General features: G+C 71.9%; 20 protein-coding genes and 1 tRNA gene. 19 read left to right on the forward strand and 2 right to left on the reverse strand.

Going from position 1 to position 24,149, the window contains the following annotated elements; translation table 11 throughout:
* Positions 1–58 precede the first annotated feature (58 nt).
* From ACWD5D_RS08490 to ACWD5D_RS08515, 6 genes are all read left to right on the forward strand, one after another.
* Positions 59–652, forward strand: coding sequence for a CGNR zinc finger domain-containing protein (locus ACWD5D_RS08490; protein ID WP_451372037.1), 594 nt, complete (start codon positions 59–61; stop codon positions 650–652).
* 255 nt (positions 653–907) lie between these two features.
* Positions 908–1,492, forward strand: coding sequence for a sigma-70 family RNA polymerase sigma factor (locus tag ACWD5D_RS08495; RefSeq protein ID WP_451372038.1), 585 nt, complete (start codon positions 908–910; stop codon positions 1,490–1,492).
* Entirely contained in the window at positions 1,492–2,316 is an 825-nt protein-coding gene (locus tag ACWD5D_RS08500; protein ID WP_451372039.1) for an anti-sigma factor family protein, read from the forward strand. Before ACWD5D_RS08495 ends, ACWD5D_RS08500 begins: the two co-directional genes overlap by 1 nt.
* A gap of 69 nt (positions 2,317–2,385) precedes the next feature.
* Positions 2,386–4,779, forward strand: coding sequence for a HelD family protein (locus ACWD5D_RS08505; protein WP_451372040.1), 2,394 nt, complete (start codon positions 2,386–2,388; stop codon positions 4,777–4,779).
* A 375-nt stretch (positions 4,780–5,154) separates the two neighbouring features.
* Positions 5,155–6,570, forward strand: coding sequence for a malic enzyme-like NAD(P)-binding protein (locus ACWD5D_RS08510; RefSeq protein WP_451372041.1), 1,416 nt, complete (start codon positions 5,155–5,157; stop codon positions 6,568–6,570).
* Between the two features lie 272 nt (positions 6,571–6,842).
* Positions 6,843–7,124, forward strand: a complete 282-nt coding sequence (locus tag ACWD5D_RS08515) for an HU family DNA-binding protein (protein ID WP_067001509.1) — start codon at positions 6,843–6,845, stop codon at positions 7,122–7,124.
* A 206-nt stretch (positions 7,125–7,330) separates the two neighbouring features.
* Here the strand turns inward: ACWD5D_RS08515 and murA are convergent, their stop codons facing one another.
* Complete coding sequence (murA, locus tag ACWD5D_RS08520) at positions 7,331–8,671, reverse strand: UDP-N-acetylglucosamine 1-carboxyvinyltransferase (RefSeq protein WP_451372042.1); 1,341 nt, start codon at positions 8,669–8,671, stop codon at positions 7,331–7,333.
* A gap of 332 nt (positions 8,672–9,003) precedes the next feature.
* Here murA and ACWD5D_RS08525 point away from each other — a divergent pair, with 332 nt between their 5' ends.
* From ACWD5D_RS08525 to ACWD5D_RS08560, 8 genes are all read left to right on the forward strand, one after another.
* Entirely contained in the window at positions 9,004–9,576 is a 573-nt protein-coding gene (locus ACWD5D_RS08525; RefSeq protein WP_451372301.1) for a YqgE/AlgH family protein, read from the forward strand.
* Positions 9,577–9,605: 29 nt separating this feature from the next.
* Positions 9,606–9,896, forward strand: a complete 291-nt coding sequence (locus tag ACWD5D_RS08530) for a DUF3039 domain-containing protein (protein WP_404050737.1) — start codon at positions 9,606–9,608, stop codon at positions 9,894–9,896.
* 245 nt (positions 9,897–10,141) lie between these two features.
* On the forward strand, positions 10,142–11,800 hold the full coding sequence (locus tag ACWD5D_RS08535) for a beta-N-acetylhexosaminidase (RefSeq protein WP_451372043.1): 1,659 nt from the start codon (positions 10,142–10,144) through the stop codon (positions 11,798–11,800).
* Between the two features lie 224 nt (positions 11,801–12,024).
* Complete coding sequence (locus ACWD5D_RS08540; RefSeq protein ID WP_451372044.1) at positions 12,025–12,918, forward strand: FAD binding domain-containing protein; 894 nt, start codon at positions 12,025–12,027, stop codon at positions 12,916–12,918.
* Complete coding sequence (locus ACWD5D_RS08545) at positions 12,915–14,867, forward strand: 2Fe-2S iron-sulfur cluster-binding protein (RefSeq protein WP_451372045.1); 1,953 nt, start codon at positions 12,915–12,917, stop codon at positions 14,865–14,867. The genes ACWD5D_RS08540 and ACWD5D_RS08545 overlap by 4 nt, the downstream gene beginning before the upstream one ends.
* Positions 14,864–17,173, forward strand: a complete 2,310-nt coding sequence (locus tag ACWD5D_RS08550; protein WP_451372046.1) for a xanthine dehydrogenase family protein molybdopterin-binding subunit — start codon at positions 14,864–14,866, stop codon at positions 17,171–17,173. Before ACWD5D_RS08545 ends, ACWD5D_RS08550 begins: the two co-directional genes overlap by 4 nt.
* On the forward strand, positions 17,170–17,295 hold the full coding sequence (locus ACWD5D_RS08555) for a hypothetical protein (RefSeq protein WP_451372047.1): 126 nt from the start codon (positions 17,170–17,172) through the stop codon (positions 17,293–17,295). The genes ACWD5D_RS08550 and ACWD5D_RS08555 overlap by 4 nt, the downstream gene beginning before the upstream one ends.
* A 200-nt stretch (positions 17,296–17,495) precedes the next feature.
* Complete coding sequence (locus ACWD5D_RS08560; RefSeq protein ID WP_451372048.1) at positions 17,496–18,653, forward strand: SUKH-4 family immunity protein; 1,158 nt, start codon at positions 17,496–17,498, stop codon at positions 18,651–18,653.
* A gap of 77 nt (positions 18,654–18,730) precedes the next feature.
* Here the strand turns inward: ACWD5D_RS08560 and ACWD5D_RS08565 are convergent.
* Positions 18,731–18,802 (reverse strand) — tRNA-Cys (locus tag ACWD5D_RS08565).
* Between the two features lie 174 nt (positions 18,803–18,976).
* Here ACWD5D_RS08565 and ACWD5D_RS08570 point away from each other — a divergent pair.
* The 5 genes from ACWD5D_RS08570 (at position 18,977) to ACWD5D_RS08590 (ending at position 24,073) form a co-directional block, all read left to right on the forward strand.
* Positions 18,977–20,410, forward strand: coding sequence for an MFS transporter (locus tag ACWD5D_RS08570; RefSeq protein ID WP_451372049.1), 1,434 nt, complete (start codon positions 18,977–18,979; stop codon positions 20,408–20,410).
* A 46-nt stretch (positions 20,411–20,456) separates the two neighbouring features.
* Positions 20,457–20,654, forward strand: a complete 198-nt coding sequence (locus tag ACWD5D_RS08575) for an Arc family DNA-binding protein (protein WP_451372302.1) — start codon at positions 20,457–20,459, stop codon at positions 20,652–20,654.
* Positions 20,655–21,038, forward strand: coding sequence for a type II toxin-antitoxin system death-on-curing family toxin (locus tag ACWD5D_RS08580; protein WP_451372050.1), 384 nt, complete (start codon positions 20,655–20,657; stop codon positions 21,036–21,038).
* Positions 21,039–21,158: 120 nt separating this feature from the next.
* Positions 21,159–22,958, forward strand: coding sequence for a DEAD/DEAH box helicase (locus tag ACWD5D_RS08585; RefSeq protein ID WP_451372051.1), 1,800 nt, complete (start codon positions 21,159–21,161; stop codon positions 22,956–22,958).
* A gap of 473 nt (positions 22,959–23,431) precedes the next feature.
* Positions 23,432–24,073, forward strand: a complete 642-nt coding sequence (locus ACWD5D_RS08590) for an IclR family transcriptional regulator (protein ID WP_451372052.1) — start codon at positions 23,432–23,434, stop codon at positions 24,071–24,073.
* Positions 24,074–24,149 lie beyond the last annotated feature (76 nt).

Genomic DNA, 24,149 nt, shown 5'->3' on the forward strand with positions numbered 1-24,149 from the left:
CACTGTGGGAGAGGGAGAACGGACGCCCACCCTGGTGACCCTAGGCGGTGGAAGGCACATGGTGCTGGGTACGGTCACGGACCCGTACGAGCTGCGGTTCGACGCCGGGCGGATCTGCCTGGACCTCCTCGCGACCGCGCACCCGGTCGAACGGCTCGACGCCGTCGGCCCGTTGTGCGCCTGGATCGCCGGTGCCTCTCTCGTGCCACCCCGCACCCCGCTGGATCACGCCGACGCCACCTGGCTGTCGGGGTTCCGGGAACTGCGCGGTCACATCGGGAAGTTGGTGCGCGGGGCCGTCGCGGGGGACATGCTGTCGTACGATCGCGCGCTCGGCCGCGTCAACGAGACCGCCCGCAACGCGCCTCCGGTCCCGTGCGCGGTGCGGGGTGAAGACGGCATGCTGGTCCGCGAGTTGGCGGGGGCGCCGGCGTGTGCGGCGCTGCTCGCCGTCGTCGCCCGGGACGCCGTGGAGCTGCTCACCGATCCCGTCGCGCGGGCGGCCGTCCGCGAGTGCGAGGGGGACAACTGCCCCATCGTGTACGTGGACACCTCGCGGGGGCGCCGGCGGCGCTGGTGCTCCAGCGAGATCTGCGGGAACCGCGAGCGCGTGGCCCGGCACCGGCGGCGGGCGGCCCTCGCGCGCGCCTGACGGGCCGACGCGTCGGCGCCCGCCCGGGAGCCGGACGTGATGTGCGCAACACCGGGTTCGCCGCGGCCCGGGGGATCCGGTCCCGCCGACCGCGTCGGCGTGCCGGAAATGTGGAGGTAGCGCGGTGGGAATGTGCGCTCATGTCCCGCTCGTCACGCCACCCCGGGAAATCCGGCGTCGCGCGTTGAACACCGCCCCGCCCCCGTCCGTACGGGTGGGCGAGCGACCGACTGGGGGAACCCCCGGACACCGGAGGTGGGCGTGCGCAAGGATGCGGCCGTGGCCAATGAACGTGGACCGAGGGCCCGACATCGCATGTCCTCACAGCCCTCGGAACCGGATGAGGAGCTGATGCGTGCCCTGTACCGGGAGCACGCGGGGCCGTTGCTCGCGTACGTGCTCAGGCTGGTCGCCGGAGATCGACAGCGTGCCGAGGACGTCGTGCAGGAAACCCTCATCCGTGCCTGGAAGAACGCCGGTCAGCTCAACCGGGCGACCGGTTCGGTACGCCCCTGGCTGGTGACGGTCGCACGCCGCATCGTCATCGACGGCCACCGCAGCCGGCAGGCCCGGCCGCAGGAGGTCGATCCGTCGCCGCTGGAGGTCATCCCCGCGGAGGACGAGATCGACAAGGCGCTGTGGCTGATGACGCTGTCCGATGCGCTCGACGACCTGACCCCGGCCCACCGGGAAGTCCTCGTCGAGACCTACTTCAAGGGGCGTACCGTCAACGAGGCGGCCGAGACGCTGGGCATACCCAGCGGCACCGTCCGTTCCCGGGTGTTCTACGCCCTGCGGTCGATGAAGCTGGCACTGGAGGAGCGGGGGGTGACGGCGTGATGAGTGTGTACGGGGGCAGTCAGGGATTCGGCACGGGTGGTACGGGTATGTCTGGGCCCATGCAGGGAGATCCGGTGCCGAACGAGCACGAGACCGTCGGCGCCTACGCTCTCGGGATTCTCGACGACGCCGAGGCAACCGCTTTCGAAGCGCATCTCGCCGGCTGCGAGTGGTGCGCCCAGCAACTGGACGAGCTGGCCGGGATGGAACCCATGCTGGCCGCCCTCGCGGACCTGCCGGGCTCCGGCAGCACGCCCGCGATCGGCGAGTCGCTGTCCGCGCAGCCCAGCCCGCGCCTGGCGGAGAAGCTGGTCGACGAGGTCGCCGAGCGCCGGGCACAGAAGCGGCGCCGGGGCTTCTACCTGGTCGCGGCCGCGGCCGCGCTGATCATCGGCGGCCCGCTGACCGTCATGGCCGTGAACGGCGACGGGGACTCGGGCCGCAAGACCACCCCGCTGGCGGCCACCGCCGAGACCCACTTCGACTCCCTCGCCGACAAGGTCTCGGCCTCGGACTCCACGACCGGCGTCTCGGCGACGATCGCCATGGCCGAGAAGAAGTGGGGCACCGACGCGGTCCTCCAGCTCAAGGGGGTCAAGGGGCCGCTCAAGTGCTCGCTGATCGCCGTCGGCAAGGACGGCGAACGCCAGACGCTGAGCTCCTGGTCCGTCGGGGAGTGGGGCTACGGCATCCCGGACGCGAAGCACGAGGAGGCGAAGTCCCCGCTGTACATCGGCGGCGGCGCCGCTCTCAAGCCGAACGAGATCGACCACTTCGAGGTCATGACCTTCGACGGGAAGAAGCTCGTCCAGGTGGACGCGTAGGCGCCGTAGCTTTGCCGGGTCCCCTTCGCGTACGGTTGACGGCTGCCCAGCACGTCAGAAGGGGGCCCGGTGGCCGCTCAGGTTCAGCAGTCCGCGGTCGGCTCGGTACACGGCGCACACGATTCCGTCCGTGACCGGGAGATCAGCGTCGAACAGGAACACCTGGACCGGGTGTACCGGCGCCTCGAGGAGAAGATCCACGAGGCCGAGTTCCTGATGAACGACGCGGCCAAGCGCGGCCAGGTCGGCACCCCCGGCGCGCTGGCCGAGCGGGACGCGCAGGTCTTCCGGGCCGGCATCCACCTGAACCGGCTCAACAACGAGTTCGAGGACTTCCTCTTCGGCCGGATCGACCTGCTCGAGGGCAAGGACGGCAAGAAGGGACCCGACGGCGCGTACACCGCCGTCGAGCCCGCCGAGGGCGCGGTCCGCTCCGACAACACCGCCGACATCGCCGAGACCCTGCACATCGGCCGGATCGGCGTGCTCGACCAGGACTACTCCCCGCTGGTCATCGACTGGCGGGCGCCGGCCGCCGCGCCGTTCTACCGCTCCACCCCGGTCGACCCGGGCCGGGTCGTACGACGCCGGGTCATCCGCTCCAAGGGCCGCCGGGTCCTCGGCGTCGAGGACGACCTGATGCGCCCCGAGCTGACGGCCTCCCTCGACGGCCATGAGCTGCCCGTCATCGGCGACGGCGCCCTGATGGCCGCGCTCGGGCAGGCCCGCAGCCACACCATGCGGGACATCGTCTCCTCCATCCAGGCCGAGCAGGACCTGGTCATCCGAGCCCCCGCCGCCTCCGTCACCTACGTGGAGGGCGGCCCCGGCACCGGCAAGACCGCGGTCGCGCTGCACCGCGCGGCCTACCTGCTCTACCAGGACCGCAGACGCTACGCGGGCGGCATCCTGATCGTCTCGCCGACCCCGCTGCTGGTGGCCTACACCGAGGGCGTGCTGCCCTCGCTCGGCGAGGAGGGCCAGGTCGCCATCCGCGCGATCGGATCGCTCGTCGACGGTTCCGAGGCCACGCTGTACGACTCACCGGCCGTGGCCCGCGCCAAGGGCTCGTACCGGATGCTGAAGGTCCTGCGGAAGGCCGCCCGGGGCGCGCTGGAGCTGGGGCGGGGCAGCGCCGGGCCCGACGGGCAGCTCGCCCTGGACGACGAGTCCGCCGAGCCCGACGAGTCCGCCGCCGCGCCCGGGGCGCCCGCGGGCCCGCCCACCCGGCTGCGCGTGGTCGCCTTCGGCCGTCGGCTGGAGCTGGAGGCCGACGAACTGGAGCGAATCCGCCGTACCGCCCTCGGCGGCACCGCGCCCGTCAACCTGCTGCGCCCGCGCGCCCGCAAGCTGCTGCTGGACGCCCTGTGGGCGAAGTCCGGGGCGGCCGGCCGGCACAGCGACCCGGAGCTGGCCGCCGAGCTGCGTTCCTCCTTCGACGAGGACGTCGCGAGCGAGGACTCCTTCCTCGTCTTCCTCGACGCCTGGTGGCCGGAACTGACCCCGAAGGGCGTCCTCGACGCCATGGCCGACGAGAGACGGCTCGGCCGCTGGGCCCGCCGCATCCTCAACCCTGGTGAGGTCCGCAGGGTCGCCCGCTCGCTGAGGCGGGACGGGTACTCCGTGCACGACGTCGCCATGCTGGACGAGCTCCAGGCGGTCCTCGGTGCCCCGGCCCGCCCGAGGAAGAAGCGCGACCTGGACCCGCTGGACCAGCTCACCGGCCTGGAGGAGCTGATGCCGGTCCGCGAGGAGAGCCAGTGGGAGCGGGCCGAGCGGCTCGCGCAGGAGCGCACCGAGTACGCGCACGTCATCGTGGACGAGGCGCAGGACCTCACGCCGATGCAGTGGCGGATGGTCGGCCGTCGTGGCCGGCACGCGACCTGGACGGTCGTCGGTGACCCGGCGCAGTCCTCCTGGTCCGACCCGGACGAGGCGGCCGAGGCCCGCGACGAGGCCCTCGGCACCCGCCCGCGGCGCCGCTTCCAGCTCACGGTGAACTACCGCAACCCGTCCGAGATCGCCGAGCTGGCCGCCAAGGTCCTCGCCCTCGCCATGCCCGGATCCGAGGCGCCCTCCGCCGTACGGTCCACCGGGGTCGAGCCGCGCTTCGCCGTCGTCGGGGACTCGCCGGAGAAGACCGTCCGGGCCGAGGCCGAGCGGCTGCTGGGCCTGGTGGACGGCACGGTCGGCGTGGTCGTCGCCATGAACCGGCGCGAGGAGGCCCGGCGCTGGCTGGCCGGGCTCGGCGACCGGGTGGTCGCGCTCGGCAGCCTGGAGGCCAAGGGCCTGGAGTACGACGCGACGGTGGTGGTGTCCCCGGCGGAGATCGCCGACGAGTCCCCGGCCGGGCTGCGCGTGCTGTACGTGGCGCTGACCCGGGCGACCCAGCAGCTCACGGTCGTGTCCGGGGAACGGGACGTGCCGGACGCGGCCGGGGTGCCGGACCTCCTGCGGGACTGATTCCTGTGAACTCCCCGCGGGGGGAATGGTGATCGGCATCTGTTTGTTAGCCTGGGTGTGACACCGGCTCGATCCAAGCCCCCGGGCCCAACCTTCGTCCCCTCGAGGGACCACTTGCCGCGAGGCGAGCATGGCGGGTCGGTGTCATGAACGTGTGGGAGGCCCACGTCACGATGTGACGTGGGCCTCCTTCTTTGCCCGGACGGGCCCTTTCCTCGGCAGGCCGTTTCTCGTATGGTGGAAATAGTTTTCCGAAAAGCGCACGTCTCTTGTGAACACAACGTCCGCAATCCGGGGCGGCTACCACGTACTCAGGGGTAGGTGCGACGATCGGACGCACAACTCGCGACACGGTGAAAGCAGAGGAAGTCGGCCATGGCAACGGCGCCCAGCGTCTCCTACTCGATGACCATCCGGCTGGAGGTGCCCGCGAGCGGAACCGCCGTCTCGCAGCTCACCACCGCCGTGGAGTCCTCCGGAGGCTCGGTGACCGGCCTCGACGTCACCGCGTCCGGGCACGAGAAGCTCCGCATCGACGTCACCATCGCGGCCACCTCGACCGCGCACGCCGACGAGATCGTGCAGCAGCTGCGTGAGATCGAGGGCGTCACCCTCGGCAAGGTCTCCGACCGAACGTTCCTCATGCACCTCGGCGGCAAGATCGAGATGCAGTCCAAGCACCCCATCCGCAACCGTGACGACCTCTCCATGGTCTACACGCCCGGCGTGGCCCGCGTGTGCATGGCGATCGCCGAGAACCCCGAGGACGCCCGCCGCCTCACCATCAAGCGCAACTCCGTTGCGGTCGTGACGGACGGCTCCGCCGTGCTCGGCCTCGGCAACATCGGCCCCAAGGCCGCGCTGCCCGTCATGGAGGGCAAGGCGGCCCTCTTCAAGCGCTTCGCGGGCATCGACGCCTGGCCGCTGTGCCTGGACACCCAGGACACCGACGCCATCGTCGAGATCGTCAAGGCGATCGCCCCCGGGTTCGCCGGCATCAACCTCGAGGACATCTCCGCGCCCCGCTGCTTCGAGATCGAGGCGCGCCTGCGCGAGGCCCTCGACATCCCCGTCTTCCACGACGACCAGCACGGCACCGCGATCGTCGTCCTCGCCGCCCTCACCAACGCGCTTCGCGTCACGGGCAAGGCCATCCAGAACATCCGCGTCGTCATGTCCGGCGCCGGAGCGGCCGGTACGGCCATCCTCAAGCTGCTGATCGCCGCCGGCGTGAAGAACGCCGTCGTCGCCGACATCCAGGGCGTCGTGCACGCCGGCCGCGAGGACCTGGTGGACGCCCCGGCCGACTCCCCGCTGCGCTGGATCGCCGACAACACCAACCCCGAGGGCCTCACCGGCACCCTCAAGGAGGCCGTCCGCGGCGCCGACGTCTTCATCGGCGTCTCCGCCCCGAACGTGCTCGACGGCGACGACGTGGCCGCCATGGCGGACGGCGCGGTCGTGTTCGCGCTCGCGAACCCCGACCCCGAGGTCGACCCCGCAATCGCCCGTCAGAGCGCGGCAGTTGTGGCCACCGGCCGCTCCGACTTCCCGAACCAGATCAACAACGTGCTGGTCTTCCCGGGTGTCTTCCGCGGCCTGCTGGACGCCCAGTCCCACACCGTCAACACCGAGATGATGCTCGCCGCAGCGCAGGCCCTGGCCGACGTGGTGACCGAGGACGAGCTGAACCCGAACTACATCATCCCGAGCGTCTTCAACGAGAAGGTCGCGGGAGCGGTGGCGGGCGCGGTGCGCGAGGCGGCGAAGGCGGCCGGAGCGGCGTCGTAGGCGGTCGTGCCGTAAGGTGCTAAGGCTGTGAGGATCGATACGGCAGCCCTTGTACCGGCGCGTCGCGAAACCCCCCACCATCGGGCGCCCTCTAGGGTGACGGCCGAGCAGGCGCTTTTCGTGTGACTCCCTAGGGTGTTCTCACGACTCCTACGGGTGCCGGATTGGCTTTCCCGCCGCAGGTAGGGGCAGGATGCGTCTCTGGGCGCGAGCGCATCGGCATCGATACTCACCTCACGCCTCAATGGCAAGAAGAACACGGGAGTAAGAACATGAACCGCAGTGAGCTGGTGGCCGCGCTGGCCGACCGCGCCGAGGTGACTCGCAAGGACGCCGACGCCGTTCTGGCCGCGTTCGCCGAGGTTGTCGGCGACATCGTCTCCAAGGGCGACGAGAAGGTCACCATCCCCGGCTTCCTGACCTTCGAGCGCACCCACCGTGCCGCTCGTACCGCGCGCAACCCGCAGACCGGTGAGCCCATCAACATCCCGGCCGGCTACAGCGTGAAGGTCTCCGCGGGCTCGAAGCTCAAGGAAGCGGCCAAGGGCAAGTAAGCGCTCCGCTTGTAGCGCCGTTCGCCGGAGCGCCGTCGTGCTGGGGCGCCGTGGGTGACTGCTGGTCCGTTGTGGCTGGTCGCGCCCACGCGGCGGAGCCGCATATCGATGCGGCCCCGCGCCCCTTCGGGGGCGCTCCGGCCGAGGATGCCGAATGGGCGGCCCCCCTTTCACCGGGGGGCCGCCCATTCGGCGTTCGTGAATGCCTAGCCCAGTGCCTTGCCCGGCAGCTCGACCTTGGCGCCCAGTTCCACGAGCTTCTCCATGAAGTTCTCGTAGCCGCGATTGATCAGTTCGATGCCGTGGACACGGGAGGTGCCCTCGGCCGCGAGGGCCGCGATCAGGTACGAGAAGCCGCCGCGCAGGTCGGGGATGACCAGGTCGGCGCCCTGGAGCTTGGTGGGTCCTGAGACGACCGCGGAGTGCAGGAAGTTGCGCTGGCCGAAGCGGCAGTCGGAGCCGCCCAGGCACTCGCGGTAGAGCTGGATGTGCGCACCCATCTGGTTGAGCGCGGAGGTGAAGCCGAGCCGGGACTCGTACACCGTCTCGTGGATGATGGACAGGCCCGTGGCCTGCGTGAGGGCCACCACCAGCGGCTGCTGCCAGTCGGTCTGGAAGCCGGGGTGCACGTCCGTCTCCAGCGCGATGGACTTCAGCTGGCCGCCCGGGTGCCAGAAGCGGATGCCCTCGTCGTCGATCTCGAAGGCACCGCCCACCTTCCGGTAGGTGTTCAGGAACGTCATCATCGAGCGCTGCTGGGCGCCGCGGACGTAGATGTTGCCGCTGGTCGCGAGGGCGGCCGACGCCCAGGACGCGGCCTCCAGGCGGTCCGGCAGGGCGCGGTGGGTGTAGCCGCCCAGCTTGTCCACACCGGTGATGCGGATCGTGCGGTCCGTGTCCATCGCGATGATCGCGCCCATCTTCTGCAGAACGCAGATGAGGTCCTCGATCTCCGGCTCGACGGCCGCGTTGGACAACTCCGTGACACCGTCGGCCATCACGGCCGTCAGCAGCACCTGCTCGGTCGCGCCGACGGACGGGTACGGCAGCCGGATCTTCGTACCGCGCAGGCCCTTGGGCGCCTCCAGGTACTGGCCGTCCGCACGCTTCTCGATGGTCGCGCCGAACTGCCGCAGCACGTCGAAGTGGAAGTCGATGGGCCGGCCGCCGATGTCGCAGCCGCCGAGGCCCGGGATGAAGGCGTGGCCGAGACGGTGCAGCAGCGGGCCGCAGAAGAGGATCGGGATACGGCTGGAACCCGCGTGGGCATCGATGTCAGCGACGTTCGCGCTCTCCACGTAGGTCGGGTCGAGCACCAGCTCGCCGGGCTCCTCACCCGGACGGACCGTCACCCCGTGCAGCTGCAGCAGGCCGCGTACGACGCGCACGTCACGGATGTCCGGAACGTTGCGCAGTCGGCTCGGCGCACTTCCCAGCAGGGCGGCGACCATGGCCTTGGGTACGAGGTTCTTCGCACCACGGACACGGATCTCGCCCTCCAGCGGGGTTCCGCCGTGGACAAGCAGGACATCGTCGTTGACGGTCATGTATCTCGCGTTCCGATGAGTCGGGCAGGGGTCGGCCGATGACTTTGCGCGGGGGCCGGAGAGACAGGGTAATCGCCGATCACCCCCCTTCTGTAAGCCCAAGTAGCGCCCAGTCGCGTCATAGGTGTGTCACAACACGAACGGTTTCATCGCGGGCACATGGGGTCACCGCCGCCGGGCGGCACCTCGAGACCGCCTTTACTTCCGCCCGTCTCCCACCGCCACCCTCGAACGAGGCGCTGACGGGCGACAACGTCCGATTCGGAGCCGCATTCACTCCGCCATCCGCATTGGCTCCCCACGTGAAGGCAAGATGCGGGATCATGTCTGCCATGACCGAGGTGTCCTCGCTCACAGGGCGGCTGCTCGTGGCTACCCCCGCCCTGGCGGACCCGAACTTCGACCGTGCGGTGGTGCTCCTTCTCGACCACGACGAGGAGGGCTCGCTCGGTGTCGTCCTCAACCGCCCCACCCCGGTGGACGTGGGGGACATCCTGGAGGGCTGGGCCGACCTCGCGGGTGAACCCGGTGTCGTCTTCCAGGGCGGCCCCGTCTCGCTGGACTCGGCGCTCGGCGTGGCGGTCATCCCCGGCGGCGCGAGCGGGGACAGCACCCCGCTCGGCTGGCGGCGGGTGCACGGCGCGATCGGTCTGGTCGACCTGGAGGCCCCGCCCGAGCTGCTCGCCTCGGCCCTCGGCTCCCTGCGCATCTTCGCCGGATATGCCGGCTGGGGCCCGGGGCAGCTGGAGGACGAGCTGGTCGAGGGCGCCTGGTACGTCGTCGAGTCCGAACCCGGTGACGTCTCCTCCCCGGCCCCGGAGAGACTCTGGCGCGAGGTCCTGCGCCGTCAGCGCAACGAGCTCGCGATGGTGGCCACGTACCCGGACGACCCGTCGCTCAACTGATACCGGTGAGCTTCAGTACCCTTGCTGATATGAGCACTCTCGAGCCCGAGCGCGGGACTGGTACGGGGACCCTCGTAGAGCCGACGCCGCAGGTGTCCCACGGTGACGGCGACCACGAGCGCTTCGCCCACTACGTCCAGAAGGACAAGATCATGGCGAGCGCCCTCGACGGGACCCCCGTCGTGGCGCTCTGCGGCAAGGTGTGGGTGCCGGGCCGTGACCCGAAGAAGTACCCCGTGTGCCCCATGTGCAAGGAGATCTACGAGTCCATGGGCAGCGGCGGCGACGACAAGGGCGGCAAGGGCGGCGACAAGAAGTAACGCCGTGACGTCTTTCGCGTCCACCTGAATATCGCCGGGCCCCCGGGAGCGCGTCGAGGCGCTTCCCCGGGGCCTTTGCCGTGTTGCGGGACCGGAACAGTCATCGCGTCAGTCGCAACACCGGGTCTTGTTTTCGTTTCCGCTTCCGGGTCACCCTGCTGATCACGCGTCCGGTGGCCGCTTTACCCGCTCGTGATGCCATCCGAACGTCCCTGCTGAGCTCCTTCGGGCGGTAAAGGACCGACATGGTGGATGTGATTCCGGCCCCGGCGCACTGTTCGCGGAACGCTGACGGGTGCACGAGCTTGGACGCCGATACGGCCCTGGAGGCGCGGCCCGGTACGGAAGGCGTCGGGCGCTGGCTGCGGGCGACGGTCGGTGCGGCGACCGGTCTGCCTTTTCCGGAGGCGCGCGAAGGCCGCGACCGCGACAACCGCATCGTGCTGAGCATCGAAACGGATCTGCCGGCGGAGGGTTACCGCCTGGTCAACGACGAAGGGCCGATGCGCATTCAGGGCGGCAGCGCGGCCGGTGTGTTCTGGGGAGCCCAGACCTTCCGTCAACTGCTCGGCCCCGACGCGTTCCGCCGGGCGCCGCTGCGGCCGGGGCGCGACTGGGACCTTCCGCAGGTCACCGTCGAGGACTCCCCCCGCTTCGCCTGGCGTGGCCTGATGCTCGACGTGGCCCGGCACTTCATGCCCAAGGAAGGCGTCCTGCGCTACCTGGACCTGATGGCCGCGCACAAACTCAACGTCCTGCACCTCCATCTGACGGACGACCAGGGATGGCGGATCGAGATCGAACGCCACCCGCGCCTCACCGAGGTCGCCTCCTGGCGGGCACGGACGAAATTCGGGCACCGGGCGTCACCGCTGTGGGAGGAGAAGCCGCACGGGGGTCACTACACCCAGGACGACATCAGGGAGATCGTCGCCTACGCCGCCGAGCGGCATATCACCGTCGTCCCCGAAATCGACGTGCCGGGACACTCGCAGGCCGCGATCGCCGCGTATCCGGAACTCGGCAACACCGACGTCATCGACACCACCGCCCTCACCGTCTGGGACAACTGGGGAATCTCTCCCAACGTACTGGCCCCCACCGACACCACCCTGCGCTTCTACGAGGGGGTGTTCGAGGAGGTGCTGGAACTCTTCCCCTCCCGGTTCGTGCACATCGGAGGCGACGAATGCCCCAAGGATCAGTGGCGCGCATCGCCCGCGGCACAGGCGCGCGTCAAGGAACTCGGACTCGCGGACGAGGACGAACTGCAGTCCTGGTTCGTCCGCCATTTCGGCACCTGGCTCGCCGCGCGCGGACGCCGGCTCATCGGCTGGGACGAGATTCTTCAGGGCGGGAGCCGGGCCGGAGGTGAGGCGACGGAATTCGGCCTCGCCGAAGGCGCCGCGGTGTCCTCGTGGCGCGGCTACGCCGGCGGTGTCGCCGCCGCGCGCGCCGGACACGACGTCGTCATGTGCCCGGAGCAGCACGTGTATCTGGACCACCGGCAGGCTCCCGGCGAGGACGAGCCGGTGCCGATCGGCTACGTGCGCACCCTGGAGGACGTCTACCGGTTCGAGCCCGTGCCGCCCCAACTCACCGACGAGGAAGCCCGGCACGTGCTCGGCACCCAGGCCAACGTGTGGACCGAGGTGATGGAGGACTCCGCGCGCGTGGACTACCAGGCCTTCCCCCGGCTCGCCGCGTTCGCCGAGGTCGCCTGGAGTCCTCTGCCCGCCCCGCGGGAACGGGACTTCACGGACTTCGAACACCGTATGGCCGCCCACTACGGGCGACTTGACGCCCTCGGGGTCGCCTTTCGGCCACCCGCCGGGCCCCGGCCGTGGCAGCGCCGGCCCGGCGTGCCGGGCCGCCCCGTCGACGGCGCGCCTCCGAACAGGTAATGGAAAAAGAACTCAAGGGTCACCGAAGAGTGTCAATCGGGCCGCAATGGTGATGCCTGCCGAAAGCGGGCCATATGCCGGATGAGGTGGGCGAATGTCTCCTAGTGGACCCCCGCGTTCGGGTCTCGCGAAGATGTGCCAGAGTTGCCACGTCCGCCCTGTGAGCACGTACCGTACGGCCACACAGGTGGGACCAGGTGGGGCAGCGGGAAGGGGCAGCCGGTTTGACCACGCACGCACCGCAGGCGGCGCAGGCCGTCACGCTGCCCACGACACTGGACGAGGCCGTGGCGGCCCTCGCCGCCACGCCGACCGCCGTCCCCGTGGCCGGCGGCACCGACCTCATGGCCGCCGTCAACTCCGGCCAGCTCAGGCCCGCCGCCCTGGTGGGTCTCGGGCGGATCAGCGAGATCCGCGGCTGGCAGTACCTGGACGGCCACGCGCTTCTCGGCGCCGGCCTCACGCACGCGCGCATGGGCCGCCCCGACTTCGCCGCCCTGATCCCGGCGCTCGCCGCCGCCGCGCGCGCCGCCGGCCCGCCGCACATCCGCAACGCCGGCACCCTGGGCGGCAACATCGCCTCGGCCTCCCCGACCGGGGACGCGCTGCCGGTGCTGGCCGCCCTGGAGGCGACGCTGATCATCGCGGGCCCCGGCGGCGCGAGCCGGGAGATCCCGGTGTCGCACCTGCTGGCCGGTGTGGAGATGCTGCGCGGCGGCGAACTCATCGGCTACGTGCGCGTGCCGCTGCTGCACGCCCCGCAGGTCTTCCTGAAGGCGACCGGGCGCACCGGCCCCGGCCGCGCGCTGGCCTCCGTGGCGCTCGTCCTCGACCCCGCCCGGCGCGGAGTGCGGTGCGCCGTCGGTGCCATAGCGCCGATGCCGCTCAGGCCCCTGGAGGCCGAGGAGTGGGTCGCGCAGCTCATCGACTGGGACAACGACCGCGCGCTCGTCCCCGAGGCCCTCACCGCCTTCGGGGAGTACGTCTCCGCGGCCTGCATCCCCGACCCGGCCCCGGAAGCGGACGGCACCGTGGCCCCGCTTCCGCCCGCCGTACTGCACCTGCGGCGCACCGTCGCCGCGCTGGCCCGACGAGCACTGGGGAGGGCACTGTCGTGACCGACGACCAGCACGCGGAGGGCGCGCCCCAGGGCGGCGGCCGCTGGGACCCGCTGCCCCAGGGCGATTACGACGACGGCGCCACCGCCTTCGTGAAGCTCCCCGAGGGCGGCATCGACGCCCTCCTGGCCGGCGACAGCCCGCTGGCCGCACCTGGTCACGGCTACGTGCCGCCGCCGATAACGGCGACCGACCCGGCCGCCGCCGGCGCCTGGGGCGTGCCCGCCGACGGCCGGCAGTGGCCCGACGCGAACGCCGTGCCCCAGCAGCAGGCGGCGGACGACCGGTTCACGTACAACCCCGGCGCCACCCAGCAGTGGACCTACGAGGAGCCCGCCGCCCCGCCCGCGCCCGGGCACGACGTCACCGGACAGTGGTCCATCCCCGTCGCCGGCGGCGATCTTCCGGACGAGTCGGGCGAGTTCACCACGTCCTCGCTGGTCGAGCAGTGGGGCGGCACCCCGCCGGCCACCCTCCCCGGCGGCGCGCCCGCGCCCTGGGCGAGCGAGGCCGCCGGCCGGCCGTGGGGGCAGCAGGAGCCGGCACCGCAGCAGGGCGCGCCCGCGGAGGCGAGCCTGACGGGACACGCGCCGGCACCGGCGGGCCCCGGACCCCACGCGCCCGAAGGGTTCACCCCCGAGCGGGCCGAGGGGACTTACGCGGAAGGCCCGGCGGACCACGTCACCGCGCCCCCGCCCCACGGCACTTCCGTCCACCCCGGCTACGAGGCCGACGACACCGGGGGCGTGACGCCGGCCGGCCACGGCCCCGGTGAGGCCCCTGAGGGCCCCGTGGGCGGCCCGGCAGCCCACGCCGCGACCGCGGAGACCCGGCACGCGCCGAAGGCCGCGCAAACGCCGGTCACGGCCGCCGCGCCCGCCACGTCCGACCCGGCAGGCACGACGGGCCCGACGGGCCCGGTCGACGCGGACGGCGCGGCAGTCCCGTCCGGTCAGGCCGGGGTGTCCGGCACGGCCGACGCCTCCGCGCCCGTCGACGCGAGCGGCACGAGCGCCGCCACGGGACCGGCGGCCCCGGCGGACACGCACGGCCCCGCGGACACCAGCGCGCACGAGACCCCCGACGCACCGGACGGCACGGCGGCCGACCGGGCCGCGCACGAGCCCCCGGCCGCCGAGGCACTCGCCGCCGACGGGCCCGCCACGGACACCGCCTCCTTGGACGGAGCGGCCCCCGCCGACGCCTCGGCCGAGGCGGACGCCGCCCCCCTCCAGCCCAACGACGACCACCCCCTCGCCTCCTACGTCCTGCGGGTCAACGGCGGCGACCGCCCCGTCACCGACGCCTGGATCGGCGAGTCCCTGCTGTACGTCCTGCGGGAACGGCTCGGGCTCGCGGGTGCCAAGGACGGCTGCTCACAAGGCGAGTGCGGGGCGTGCAACGTGCAGGTGGACGGGCGGCTCGTGGCCTCCTGCCTGGTCCCGGCGGTCACCGCGTCCGGCAGCGAGGTCCGCACCGTCGAGGGCCTGGCCGCCGACGGACAGCCCTCCGACGTCCAGCGGGCGCTCGCCCGGTGCGGCGCCGTGCAGTGCGGTTTCTGCGTGCCCGGCATGGCGATGACCCTGCACGACCTGCTGGAGGGCAACCCCGCGCCCACCGAGCTGGAGACGCGGCAGGCCCTGTGCGGCAACCTGTGCCGCTGCTCCGGCTACCGGGGTGTCGTGGACGCCGTCAAGGAGGTCGTCGCCGAACGCGAGGCGCACACCGCCGCCCCCGACGACGGTACGGACGCCGACGGGGCACGCATCCCGCGCCAGGCGGGCCCCGGGGCCGGCGGCGTCAACCCGTCGGCGTTCGAGGCCCCGGGAGTGTTCGGCGGCTCCGGTGCCTTCGGCACACAAGAACCGCACGACCGGCCCCCCGGACCGCACGACCAGCACCCGGGACCGCTCGACCAGCACTACGGCCAGGACGGAGGCCAGGCGTGAGCAACGAAGCCGCCACCGCGACCACCCCTGCGGAAGCGGCCCCCGAGGCCGAGCCGTTGCCGCACGGCCTCGGCGCCTCGCTGCCGCACGCCGACGCCCGCGCCAAGACCGAGGGCACCTTCCCGTACGCCGCCGATCTGTGGGCCGAGGGCCTGCTGTGGGCGGCCGTCCTGCGCTCCCCGCACGCGCACGCGCGCATCGTGTCCATCGACACCACCCACGCGCGCGAGATGCCGGGCGTACGGGCCGTCATCACCCACGAGGACGTGCCCGGCACCCCCCGCCACGGCCGGGGCACCCCCGACCGGCCGGTGTTCGCCTCCGAGGTCGTACGCCACCACGGCGAGCCCATCGCCGCCGTCGCCGCCGACCACCCGGACACCGCGCGGATGGCCGCCGCCGCCGTCATCGTCGAGTACGAGGTGCTCGACCCGGTGACCGACCCCGAGCAGTCATTCGAGGCGGAGCCGCTGCACCCCGACGGCAACCTGATCCGGCACATCCCGCTGCGCCACGGCGACCCGGACGCGCTCGGCGAGGTCGTCGTGGAGGGCCAGTACCGCATCGGCCGCCAGGACCCGGCTCCCATCGGCGCCGAGGCCGGCCTCGCGGTGCCGCGCCCCGACGGCGGCGTGGAGCTGTACCTGGCCTCCACCGACCCGCACACCGACCGCAACACGGCCGCCGCCTGCTACGGCCTGCCGCCCGAGCGCGTCAAGATCGTCGTCACCGGGGTGCCCGGCGCCACCGCCGACCGCGAGGACCAGGGCTTCCAGCTCCCGCTCGGCCTGCTCGCGCTCAGGACCGGCTGCCCGGTCAAGCTCACCGCGACCCGCGAGGAGTCCTTCCTCGGCCACGCCCACCGCCACCCCACCCTGCTGCGCTACCGCCACCACGCGGACGCCGAGGGCAAGCTGGTGAAGGTCGAGGCGCAGATCCTGCTGGACGGCGGCGCCTACGCCGACACCTCCGCGGACGCGCTGGCCGCCGCCGTGTCCTTCGCGTGCGGCCCGTACGTCGTCCCGAACGCCTTCATCGAGGGCTGGGCGGTCCGCACCAACAACCCGCCCTCCGGCCATGTGCGCGGCGAGGGCGCCATGCAGGTGTGCGCCGCCTACGAGGCGCAGATGGACAAGCTCGCGAAGAAGCTGGGCCTGGACCCGGCGGAGCTGCGGCTGCGCAACGCGCTCGCGACCGGGGACGTGCTCCCGATCGGCCAGACGGTCACCTGCCCGGCGCCGGTGGCCGAACTCCTCCAGGCGGTACGGGACTTCCCGCTGCCCGACCTGCCCAAGGACACCCCCGAGGACGACTGGCTGCTGCCCGGCGGCCCCGAGGGCGCGGGCGAGCCGGACGCGGTGCGCCGGGGCGTCGGCTACGGCCTGGGCATGGTGCACATGCTCGGCGCCGAGGGCGCGGACGAGGTGTCCACGGCGACCGTCAAGGTCCACGACGGGGTCGCGACGGTGTTGTGCGCGGCGGTGGAGACCGGCCAGGGCTTCACCACCCTCGCCCGCCAGATCGTCCAGGACACGCTGGGCGTCGACGAGGTGCACGTGGCACCGGTCGACACCGACCAGCCGTCGGCCGGCGCGGGCTGCCGCGGGCGGCACACCTGGGTGTCCGGCGGGGCGGTGGAGCGGGCCGCGAAGATGGTCCGCACGCAGCTGCTCCAGCCCCTGGCGCACAAGTTCGGCATGTCCACCGAGCTGCTGCAGATCACGGACGGCAAGATCACCTCGTACGACGGAGTGCTGTCGACGACCGTCACGGAGGCGATGGAGGGCAAGGAGCTGTGGGCCACGGCCCAGTGCCGCCCCCATCCGACGGAACCCCTCGACGGCGCCGGCCAGGGCGACGCCTTCGTGAGCCTCGCCTTCTGCGCGATCCGCGCGGTGGTGGACGTCGACATCGAGCTGGGCTCGGTCCGGGTGGTCGAGCTGGCGGTCGCCCAGGACGTCGGCCGCGTCCTCAACCCGCGCCAGCTGACGGCCCGTGTCGAGGCGGGCGTCACCCAGGGCGTGGGCATCGCGCTCACGGAGAACCTGCGTACGCCCCGGGGCCTGATCCGGCACCCCGACCTGACCGGGTACGCCCTGCCGACCGCGCTGGACGCACCCGACATCCGCATCGTGAAGCTGGTCGAGGAGCGGGACGTGGTCGCCCCCTTCGGCGCCAAGTCGGTCAGCGCGGTGCCCGTGGTGACCTCCCCGGCGGCGATCGCCTCCGCGGTCCGCGCGGCCACCGGCCGCCCGGTCAACCGCCTCCCCATCCGCCCCCAGGCCGCGGTGGTGACTCCCCAGTGACCACTCCGCCCGAGGAACCCCGCTACGAACCCCCGCCCAGCGTGGGCAAGTTGTTCCTGTGGATCCTGCTGTTCGCGGTGGCGGCGCTGGCCGTGGTGCTGGGCGGCATCTACTTCACCTGATCCCGCGATCCACGCGAAGTCGAGCCCCGCCGGAGTGAACGCGGCCACCCTGCCCGGCGTCCTTTCATGTGGAGGGCGTTGTCAGTGGTGCGGCGTAGTGTTCCGGTCAGTGAGGGCGGCCGTTTTCGGCGGGAGGCCTGTGGGCGGCCGGGCACGCCCTGCCCAGGGACGCAACGATCGACAAGGTTCGCGGGGGAGCGATGAGCACGACCGACGCCGGGTTTCCGGTGATCACACTGACCGAGGCGGAGCTGGACCGGTTCGTCACGCACGCGCCGACGCGCGGACTGCTCACCGGCCCCGGACTGCCCACGGACACCGACCTGTTGACGTTCTCCCTGCTGCGCACGCACGGCCTGCGCACCCTCGGCGACGCCACGGACGGCCCCTTCCACCGGGCGGAGGAGCTGCGCAACCGCCTGGTGATCGGTGAGCTCCTCAACCCCGCGGGCATGGAGCGCGAGTCGATCCTGCTCGACGGCGACACGGGCGAGATCACCACGGCGTACCTCTTCGGCCCGTCCGACCCCCGCCCCTTCGCCCCGTCCCTGGACACCCTCCTGCGCTTCGCCGCCGTCACCGAGGAACTGGCGGGCCTGCGCGGCCGGTTCGCCTCCCTCGCGGGCCGGTACGGCCCCAAGACGGTGACCGAGGCCTCCCGCCGCCTCCTCACCCTCTTCGAGGAGGGCACGGACGGCCGGGTCCCGCCGTACTGGAAGGCGGCGGCACTGATCCGCCCGCTCGCCCTCGTCGCCGGCCCCGGCACGGCCTCCGGTCTCACCCTGGACCTCCCCGCCCGCCTCCTGGACCAGGAGTTCGGCCACGGCCGGGTGTCCCGCTTCGAGGAGGTCGACTTCCCGGCCACGCTCACCCACGAGCCGACCCGCCGCTTCCTGCGCGAGACCGGTCTGCCGGAGGAGGCGGTCCTCTTCCACGCCGACACCGACGTCCCGCTGCCCACCCTCACCGAGTACTTCACGGTCGAGCGCGAGGACTACCCCCTGGACGTCCTCCCCGCCCACTCCGACCACCTGATCCGCCTCGGCTACCTGATCGAGGACAACAGCCTGGTGATCGACGGCAGAACCGGCGCGATCCTCACCTTCAGCGAGCCCGAGGCCACGCTCCACCCCCTCAACACCGACGTCTCCACGCTCGCCTTCACCCTGTGGCTGCTGCACCACGAGCGCACGATCGACGAACACCTCGGCCACGAACTGACGGCGGACGCCTACGACCAGCTGGCCGCCGCCATGATCCGGACCCTGACCTCGATCGACCCCACGGCCCTCGCCCCGGACACCCACTGGCACTACTGGACGGACCTGTTCCAGGACGAGGCCGGCGGCGTCCTCTGAGCCCCGCGCCCTGCGCACGCCGCCCTGCGCACGCACCGAGGGGCGGCACCCTCGACGGATGCCGCCCCTCGCACGGGAGGCCGTGGCGGGAATTGAACCCGCGTACCACGCTTTGCAGGCGCGTCCCTGGGCCACTCGGGCACACGGCCGTGTTCGTGGAATGAACGTACGGGGCGGTGGGAGCGGGGCTCAAGGGAAGCTCCCGCGCCGCAACGGGACTGCCACACCGCGTTCATGAAGCGTCGGACGTACGACCAAGGTCGCAGAGGCGGCGGGACCACCGACAGGGGCCAAACGGCGTGGTGCGCCTTACGCTGACGACCATGACCGCGCTCGAATCCTCTGACACTGTTGTCGCGGGCGATGCCGCCGAGTCGCAAGGCGGCGTGCTGGGCCGGTCGTACCGGGCGCTCAGTGTCGGGATCGTGTCCGTCGTGCTGCTCATCGCCTTCGAGGCGACCGCCGTCGGCACGGCCATGCCGGTCGCGGCGCGGGAGCTGGACGGGGTCGCGCTGTACGCGTTCGCCTTCTCCGGGTACTTCACGACGAGCCTGTTCGGGATGGTGTCCGCCGGGCAGTGGTCGGACCGGAAGGGGCCGCTCGGGGCGCTGACCACGGGTATCTGTGCCTTCGCCGGAGGGCTCGTGATCGCCGGGACCGCGCAGGTCATGTGGGTGTTCATCCTGGGGCGGGCGGTGCAGGGCCTCGGCGGCGGGCTGGTGATCGTCGCGCTGTACGTCGTCGTCGGGCGTGCCTATCCCGAGCGGCTGCGGCCCGCGATCATGGCCGCCTTCGCCGCCGGCTGGGTCGTACCGTCCATCGTCGGTCCCCTCGCCTCCGGTGCCGTGACCGAGCACCTGGGCTGGCGCTGGGTCTTCCTCGGCATCCCGGTGCTGGTGGTGTTCCCGCTGGCGCTCGCGCTGCCCCAGATACGGCGGCGGGCGGGAGGGCCCGTGGCCGGGACCGAAGCCACCGGCTCCTTCGACCGGCGCCGGATCCGGCTCGCCCTCGCCGTCTCCCTCGGCGCCGGGCTCCTCCAGTACGCCGCCCAGGACCTGCGCCCGCTCTCCCTGCTCCCCGGCCTCGCGGGCGCCGCCCTCCTCGTACCGTCCGCCCTCGGCCTGCTCCCGCGCGGCACCTACCGGGCCGTCCGCGGCCTGCCCTCCGTCGTGCTGCTGCGCGGACTGTCCGCGGGGTCCTTCATCGCCGCCGAGTCCTTCATCCCGCTGATGCTGGTCACCCAGCGCGGGCTGTCGCCGACGCTCGCCGGGTTCTCGCTGGCGGCGGGCGGCGGCACCTGGGCGCTGGGGTCGTGGGTGCAGTCGCGGCCGCGGGCGGAGCAGTACCGGGAGCGCCTGATGACGGTGGGGATGGTGCTGGTGACCGCCGCGATCGTCACCGCGCCCAGCGTGCTCGTACCCTCCGTGCCCGTCTGGACCGTCGCCGTCGCCTGGGGCTTCGGCTGCTTCGGCATGGGGCTGGTGATCTCCTCCACCAGCGTGCTCCTGCTGCGCCTCTCCGCCCCACAGGAGGCCGGCGCCAACTCCGCCGCCCTCCAGATCTCCGACGGCCTGTCCAACGTGATCCTCCTGTCGGCGGCCGGCGCGGCCTTCGCGGCGCTGGGCGGCGGCAGCGCGACGGCCACGACAGCCGAGGGCACCCATCCCGCCGCCTTCGCCGCGATCTTCCTGCCGATGGCCGCGGTGGCGCTGGTGGGGGCGTGGGTGACGAGGCGGGTGAGGGCGCTGAAGGGCTGACTTGGTACCAATTTGGCCCCATGATTGGTACCATTCCGGTATGGCTATGAACCTTCGTCTGCGTGACGACCAGCAGGAGGCACTGAGGCAGCGGGCCGAGGAGGAGGGGCGCAGTATGCACGCCATAGTGCTGGCTGCGATCGACCGGTATCTGGAACAGGAGGCCGACCGGGCCACGGTGCGTCGCCTCGGGGCGAAGTACGCGGCGGCTCACGCCGACCTGCTCCGGAGGCTGGGGGAGTAGATGAAGTACCTGACGGTCCAGGAGGTCCTGGACCTGGCGGAGCTGGCATGCGGGGGGCAGGAGGTCGCAGTCCGCGACCTGGGGCTGCTCAGCTCCGCGGTCCATCGCCCGCAGTCCCAGATGTTCGGTGTCGAGGCGTACACGGACCTGTTCGAGAAGGCCGCCGCGCTGTTGCAGTCGCTTGCCCTCAACCACCCCTTGGTGGACGGCAACAAGCGCATGGCGTGGATGTCCACGGTCGTCTTCCTCGACTTCAACGGCACGGAGATGGTCGGCGTCGACCAGGACGAGGCGTACAAACTCGTCATCGAGGTCGCGGCGGGCGGGCTGGAGGACGTGGGCACGATCGCCCGGCGACTGAGAGCCCTGCATGAAGCGATGTGAGGTGGGTCCCACCCACGGGCGACCCGGTCGCGTTCGGCCGTTGACGAGGGAGGCGCGCCGGTAGGGTGGCCCGGTTGTCATACGTAGCCGAGCCGCCCGACCCCCTTCTGTACGGAGACCGTGACTACCACCGCCGCTTCCTCGACGCAGTCCCACCACCTCTCGCCCGCCTTCCCCGGCAGGGCCCCCTGGGGTACCGCCAGCAAGCTGCGTGCCTGGCAGCAGGGGGCGATGGAGAGGTACGTCCAGGAGCAGCCACGTGACTTCCTGGCCGTCGCCACGCCCGGCGCCGGCAAGACGACCTTCGCGCTGACCCTCGCCTCCTGGCTGCTGCACCACCACGTCGTGCAGCAGGTCACCGTGGTCGCGCCGACCGAGCACCTGAAGAAGCAGTGGGCGGAGGCGGCGGCCCGGATAGGGATCAAGCTCGACCCCGAGTACAGCGCGGGACCGCTCGGCAAGGACTACGACGGGGTCGCCGTCACGTACGCCGGTGTCGGCGTGCGCCCCATGCTGCACCGCAACCGCGTCGAGCAGCGCAAGACCCTCGTCATCCTCGACGAGATCCACCACGCCGGTGACTCCAAGTCCTGGGGCGAGGCGTGCCTGGAGGCCTTCGAGCCCGCGACCCGCCGGCTCGCGCTGACCGGTACGCCGTTCCGCTCCGACACCAACCCCATCCCGTTCGTGACGTACGAGGAGGACAACGCCGGCATCCGGCGGTCCGCCGCCGACTACACCTACGGGTACGGCAACGCGCTGGCCGACCATGTCGTCAGGCCGGTGATCTTCCTGTCCTACAGCGGCAACATGCGCTGGCGCACCAAGGCCGGTGACGAGGTCGCCGCGAGGCTCGGCGAGCCGATGACCAAGGATGCGATCAGCCAGGCCTGGCGCACCGCCCTCGACCCGCGCGGCGAGTGGATGCCCAGCGTGCTGCGCGCCGCCGACCAGCGGCTGACCGAGGTCAGGAAGGCCATCCCGGACGCCGGCGCGCTCGTCATCGCCTCCGATCAGGACTCGGCGCGCGCGTACGCCAAGCTGATCCGGGAGATCACCGGGACGAAGGCCACGCTCGTGCTGTCCGACGACGCGGGCGCCTCGAAGCGGATCGACGAGTTCAGCGAGAGCAATGACCGCTGGATGGTCGCGGTGAGGATGGTGTCCGAGGGTGTCGACGTGCCCCGGCTCGCCGTGGGTGTGTATGCGACGACCATTTCGACTCCGTTGTTCTTCGCCCAGGCCGTCGGACGTTTCGTGCGGTCCCGGCGGCGCGGCGAGACCGCGTCCGTGTTCCTGCCGACCGTCCCCGACCTGCTGACCTTCGCCAACGAGATGGAGAAGGAACGGGACCACGCCCTCGACAAGCCGAAGAAGGAGGGCGAGGAGGATCCGTACGCCGAGTCCGAGAAGGAGATGGACGAGGCGAACAAGCAGGAGGACGAGGACACCGGCGAACAGGAGCAGTTCTCCTTCGAGGCGCTGGAGTCCGAGGCCGTCTTCGACCGGGTGCTGTACGACGGCGCCGAGTTCGGCATGCAGGCGCACCCGGGGAGCGAGGAGGAGCAGGACTACCTCGGCATCCCGGGGCTGCTGGAGCCCGATCAGGTGCAGATGCTGCTGCAGAAGCGGCAGGCGCGGCAGATCGCGCACAGCCGCAAGAAGCCGGACGCCGAGGCGGACCTGCTGGAGCTGCCCGCCGAGCGGCGGCCGGTGGTCAGCCACAAGGAGATGATGGAGCTGCGCAAGCAGCTCAACACCATGGTCAGCGCGTACGTCCACCAGAGCGGCAAGCCGCACGGGGTGATCCACACCGAGCTGCGGCGGGTGTGCGGGGGGCCGCCCAGCGCGGAGGCGACGGCGGGGCAGCTGAGGCAGCGGATCGCGAAGATGCAGGAGTGGGCGACGCGCATGCGGTGACGCTCTGCTGGGTTTGAGCGTTTATTGCCCACCCACCCACCCGACTCGGTAGGCCGAGAGGCGGCCGACACGGGGCTCCGCCCCGGACCTCGATTCGCGGGGACGCCCCGGCTCCGTGTCGTAGGGCCCGTCTTCGCGCGTGAGGTGTGGGTTTTGTGGCCGGGGACCCCCCATGTTCATGGGGTGCATGTTCATGGGGCATGTGCGTATCCGGACGAATGCAGGCAGGCCGGATCTGGTCTTGCCCGGATTCTGGACGGAGACTTCCGCTCAGCGAACCGGCTTCGCTACTGTCCGGCTACGCACACGCCCCGTGGCAGCGCCGCCGCGGAGCGCAGCCGTGAAGCGACATTGGTCCGGAGCCGCCGGGCCGTCCTGCCGATCGGCGGCCTCTGAAGCGCGTCGCCGACGGGACTCGGTGACGCATATGTCGCTCGGGGGCCGTCGACCTCACCGCAAAAGGAGTGGGCGTCGTGACCGCGGAGACCTCCCAGACGCTCGACCGGGGACTGCGCGTCCTCAAACTGCTGGCCGACACGGACCACGGGCTGACCGTCACCGAGCTTTCCCACAAACTCGGCGTGAACCGGACCGTCGTGTACCGGTTGCTCGCCACGCTGGAGCAGCACGCGCTCGTACGACGTGACCTGGGCGGTCGGGCCAGGGTCGGGCTCGGGGTACTGCGCCTCGGGCGTCAGGTGCATCCGCTGGTACGGGAGGCCGCGCTGCCCGCCCTGCGCTCCCTGGCCGAGGACATCGGTGCGACGGCGCACCTGACACTCGTGGACGGCACCGAGGCGCTGGCCGTCGCCGTGGTCGAGCCGACCTGGACCGACTATCACGTGGCCTACCGGGCCGGTTTCCGCCATCCGCTGGACCGCGGCGCCGCCGGCCGGGCGATCCTCGCCGCACGGCAGTCACGGCCGGCCGACCCCGGGTACACGCTCACCCACGGCGAACTGGAGGCGGGGGCGAGCGGCGCCGCGGCACCCCTCGTCGGCGTGACGGGCGTCGAGGGCAGCGTCGGCGTCGTCATGCTCGCGGAATCCGTCCCGGAGAGGGTGGGACCCAGGGTGGTGGATGCGGCCAGGGAGGTCGCCGAAGCACTGCGCTGACGCCGCCCGCAGGCCCACCGAAAGGGGTGCGAAAGGGGCACGGGGAACTGCTGGGTGACCTGCGCTCATCGAGCCG

The sequence above is a fragment of the Streptomyces sp. NPDC002520 genome (genome assembly GCF_053595235.1).

Bases quoted from the DNA above. Each gene is read 5' to 3' on its own strand.
- ACWD5D_RS08510 (WP_451372041.1), top strand. From the start codon at position 5,155: ATGGCAACGGCGCCCAGCGTCTCCTACTCGATGACCATCCGGCTGGAG.
- ACWD5D_RS08530 (WP_404050737.1), top strand. From the start codon at position 9,606: ATGAGCACTCTCGAGCCCGAGCGCGGGACTGGTACGGGGACCCTCGTA.
- murA (WP_451372042.1), bottom strand. From the start codon at position 8,671: ATGACCGTCAACGACGATGTCCTGCTTGTCCACGGCGGAACCCCGCTG.
- ACWD5D_RS08525 (WP_451372301.1), top strand. From the start codon at position 9,004: ATGACCGAGGTGTCCTCGCTCACAGGGCGGCTGCTCGTGGCTACCCCC.
- ACWD5D_RS08535 (WP_451372043.1), top strand. From the start codon at position 10,142: ATGGTGGATGTGATTCCGGCCCCGGCGCACTGTTCGCGGAACGCTGAC.
- ACWD5D_RS08580 (WP_451372050.1), top strand. From the start codon at position 20,655: ATGAAGTACCTGACGGTCCAGGAGGTCCTGGACCTGGCGGAGCTGGCA.
- ACWD5D_RS08560 (WP_451372048.1), top strand. From the start codon at position 17,496: ATGAGCACGACCGACGCCGGGTTTCCGGTGATCACACTGACCGAGGCG.
- ACWD5D_RS08570 (WP_451372049.1), top strand. From the start codon at position 18,977: ATGACCGCGCTCGAATCCTCTGACACTGTTGTCGCGGGCGATGCCGCC.
- ACWD5D_RS08575 (WP_451372302.1), top strand. From the start codon at position 20,457: ATGAACCTTCGTCTGCGTGACGACCAGCAGGAGGCACTGAGGCAGCGG.
- ACWD5D_RS08515 (WP_067001509.1), top strand. From the start codon at position 6,843: ATGAACCGCAGTGAGCTGGTGGCCGCGCTGGCCGACCGCGCCGAGGTG.
- ACWD5D_RS08500 (WP_451372039.1), top strand. From the start codon at position 1,492: ATGAGTGTGTACGGGGGCAGTCAGGGATTCGGCACGGGTGGTACGGGT.
- ACWD5D_RS08490 (WP_451372037.1), top strand. From the start codon at position 59: ATGGTGCTGGGTACGGTCACGGACCCGTACGAGCTGCGGTTCGACGCC.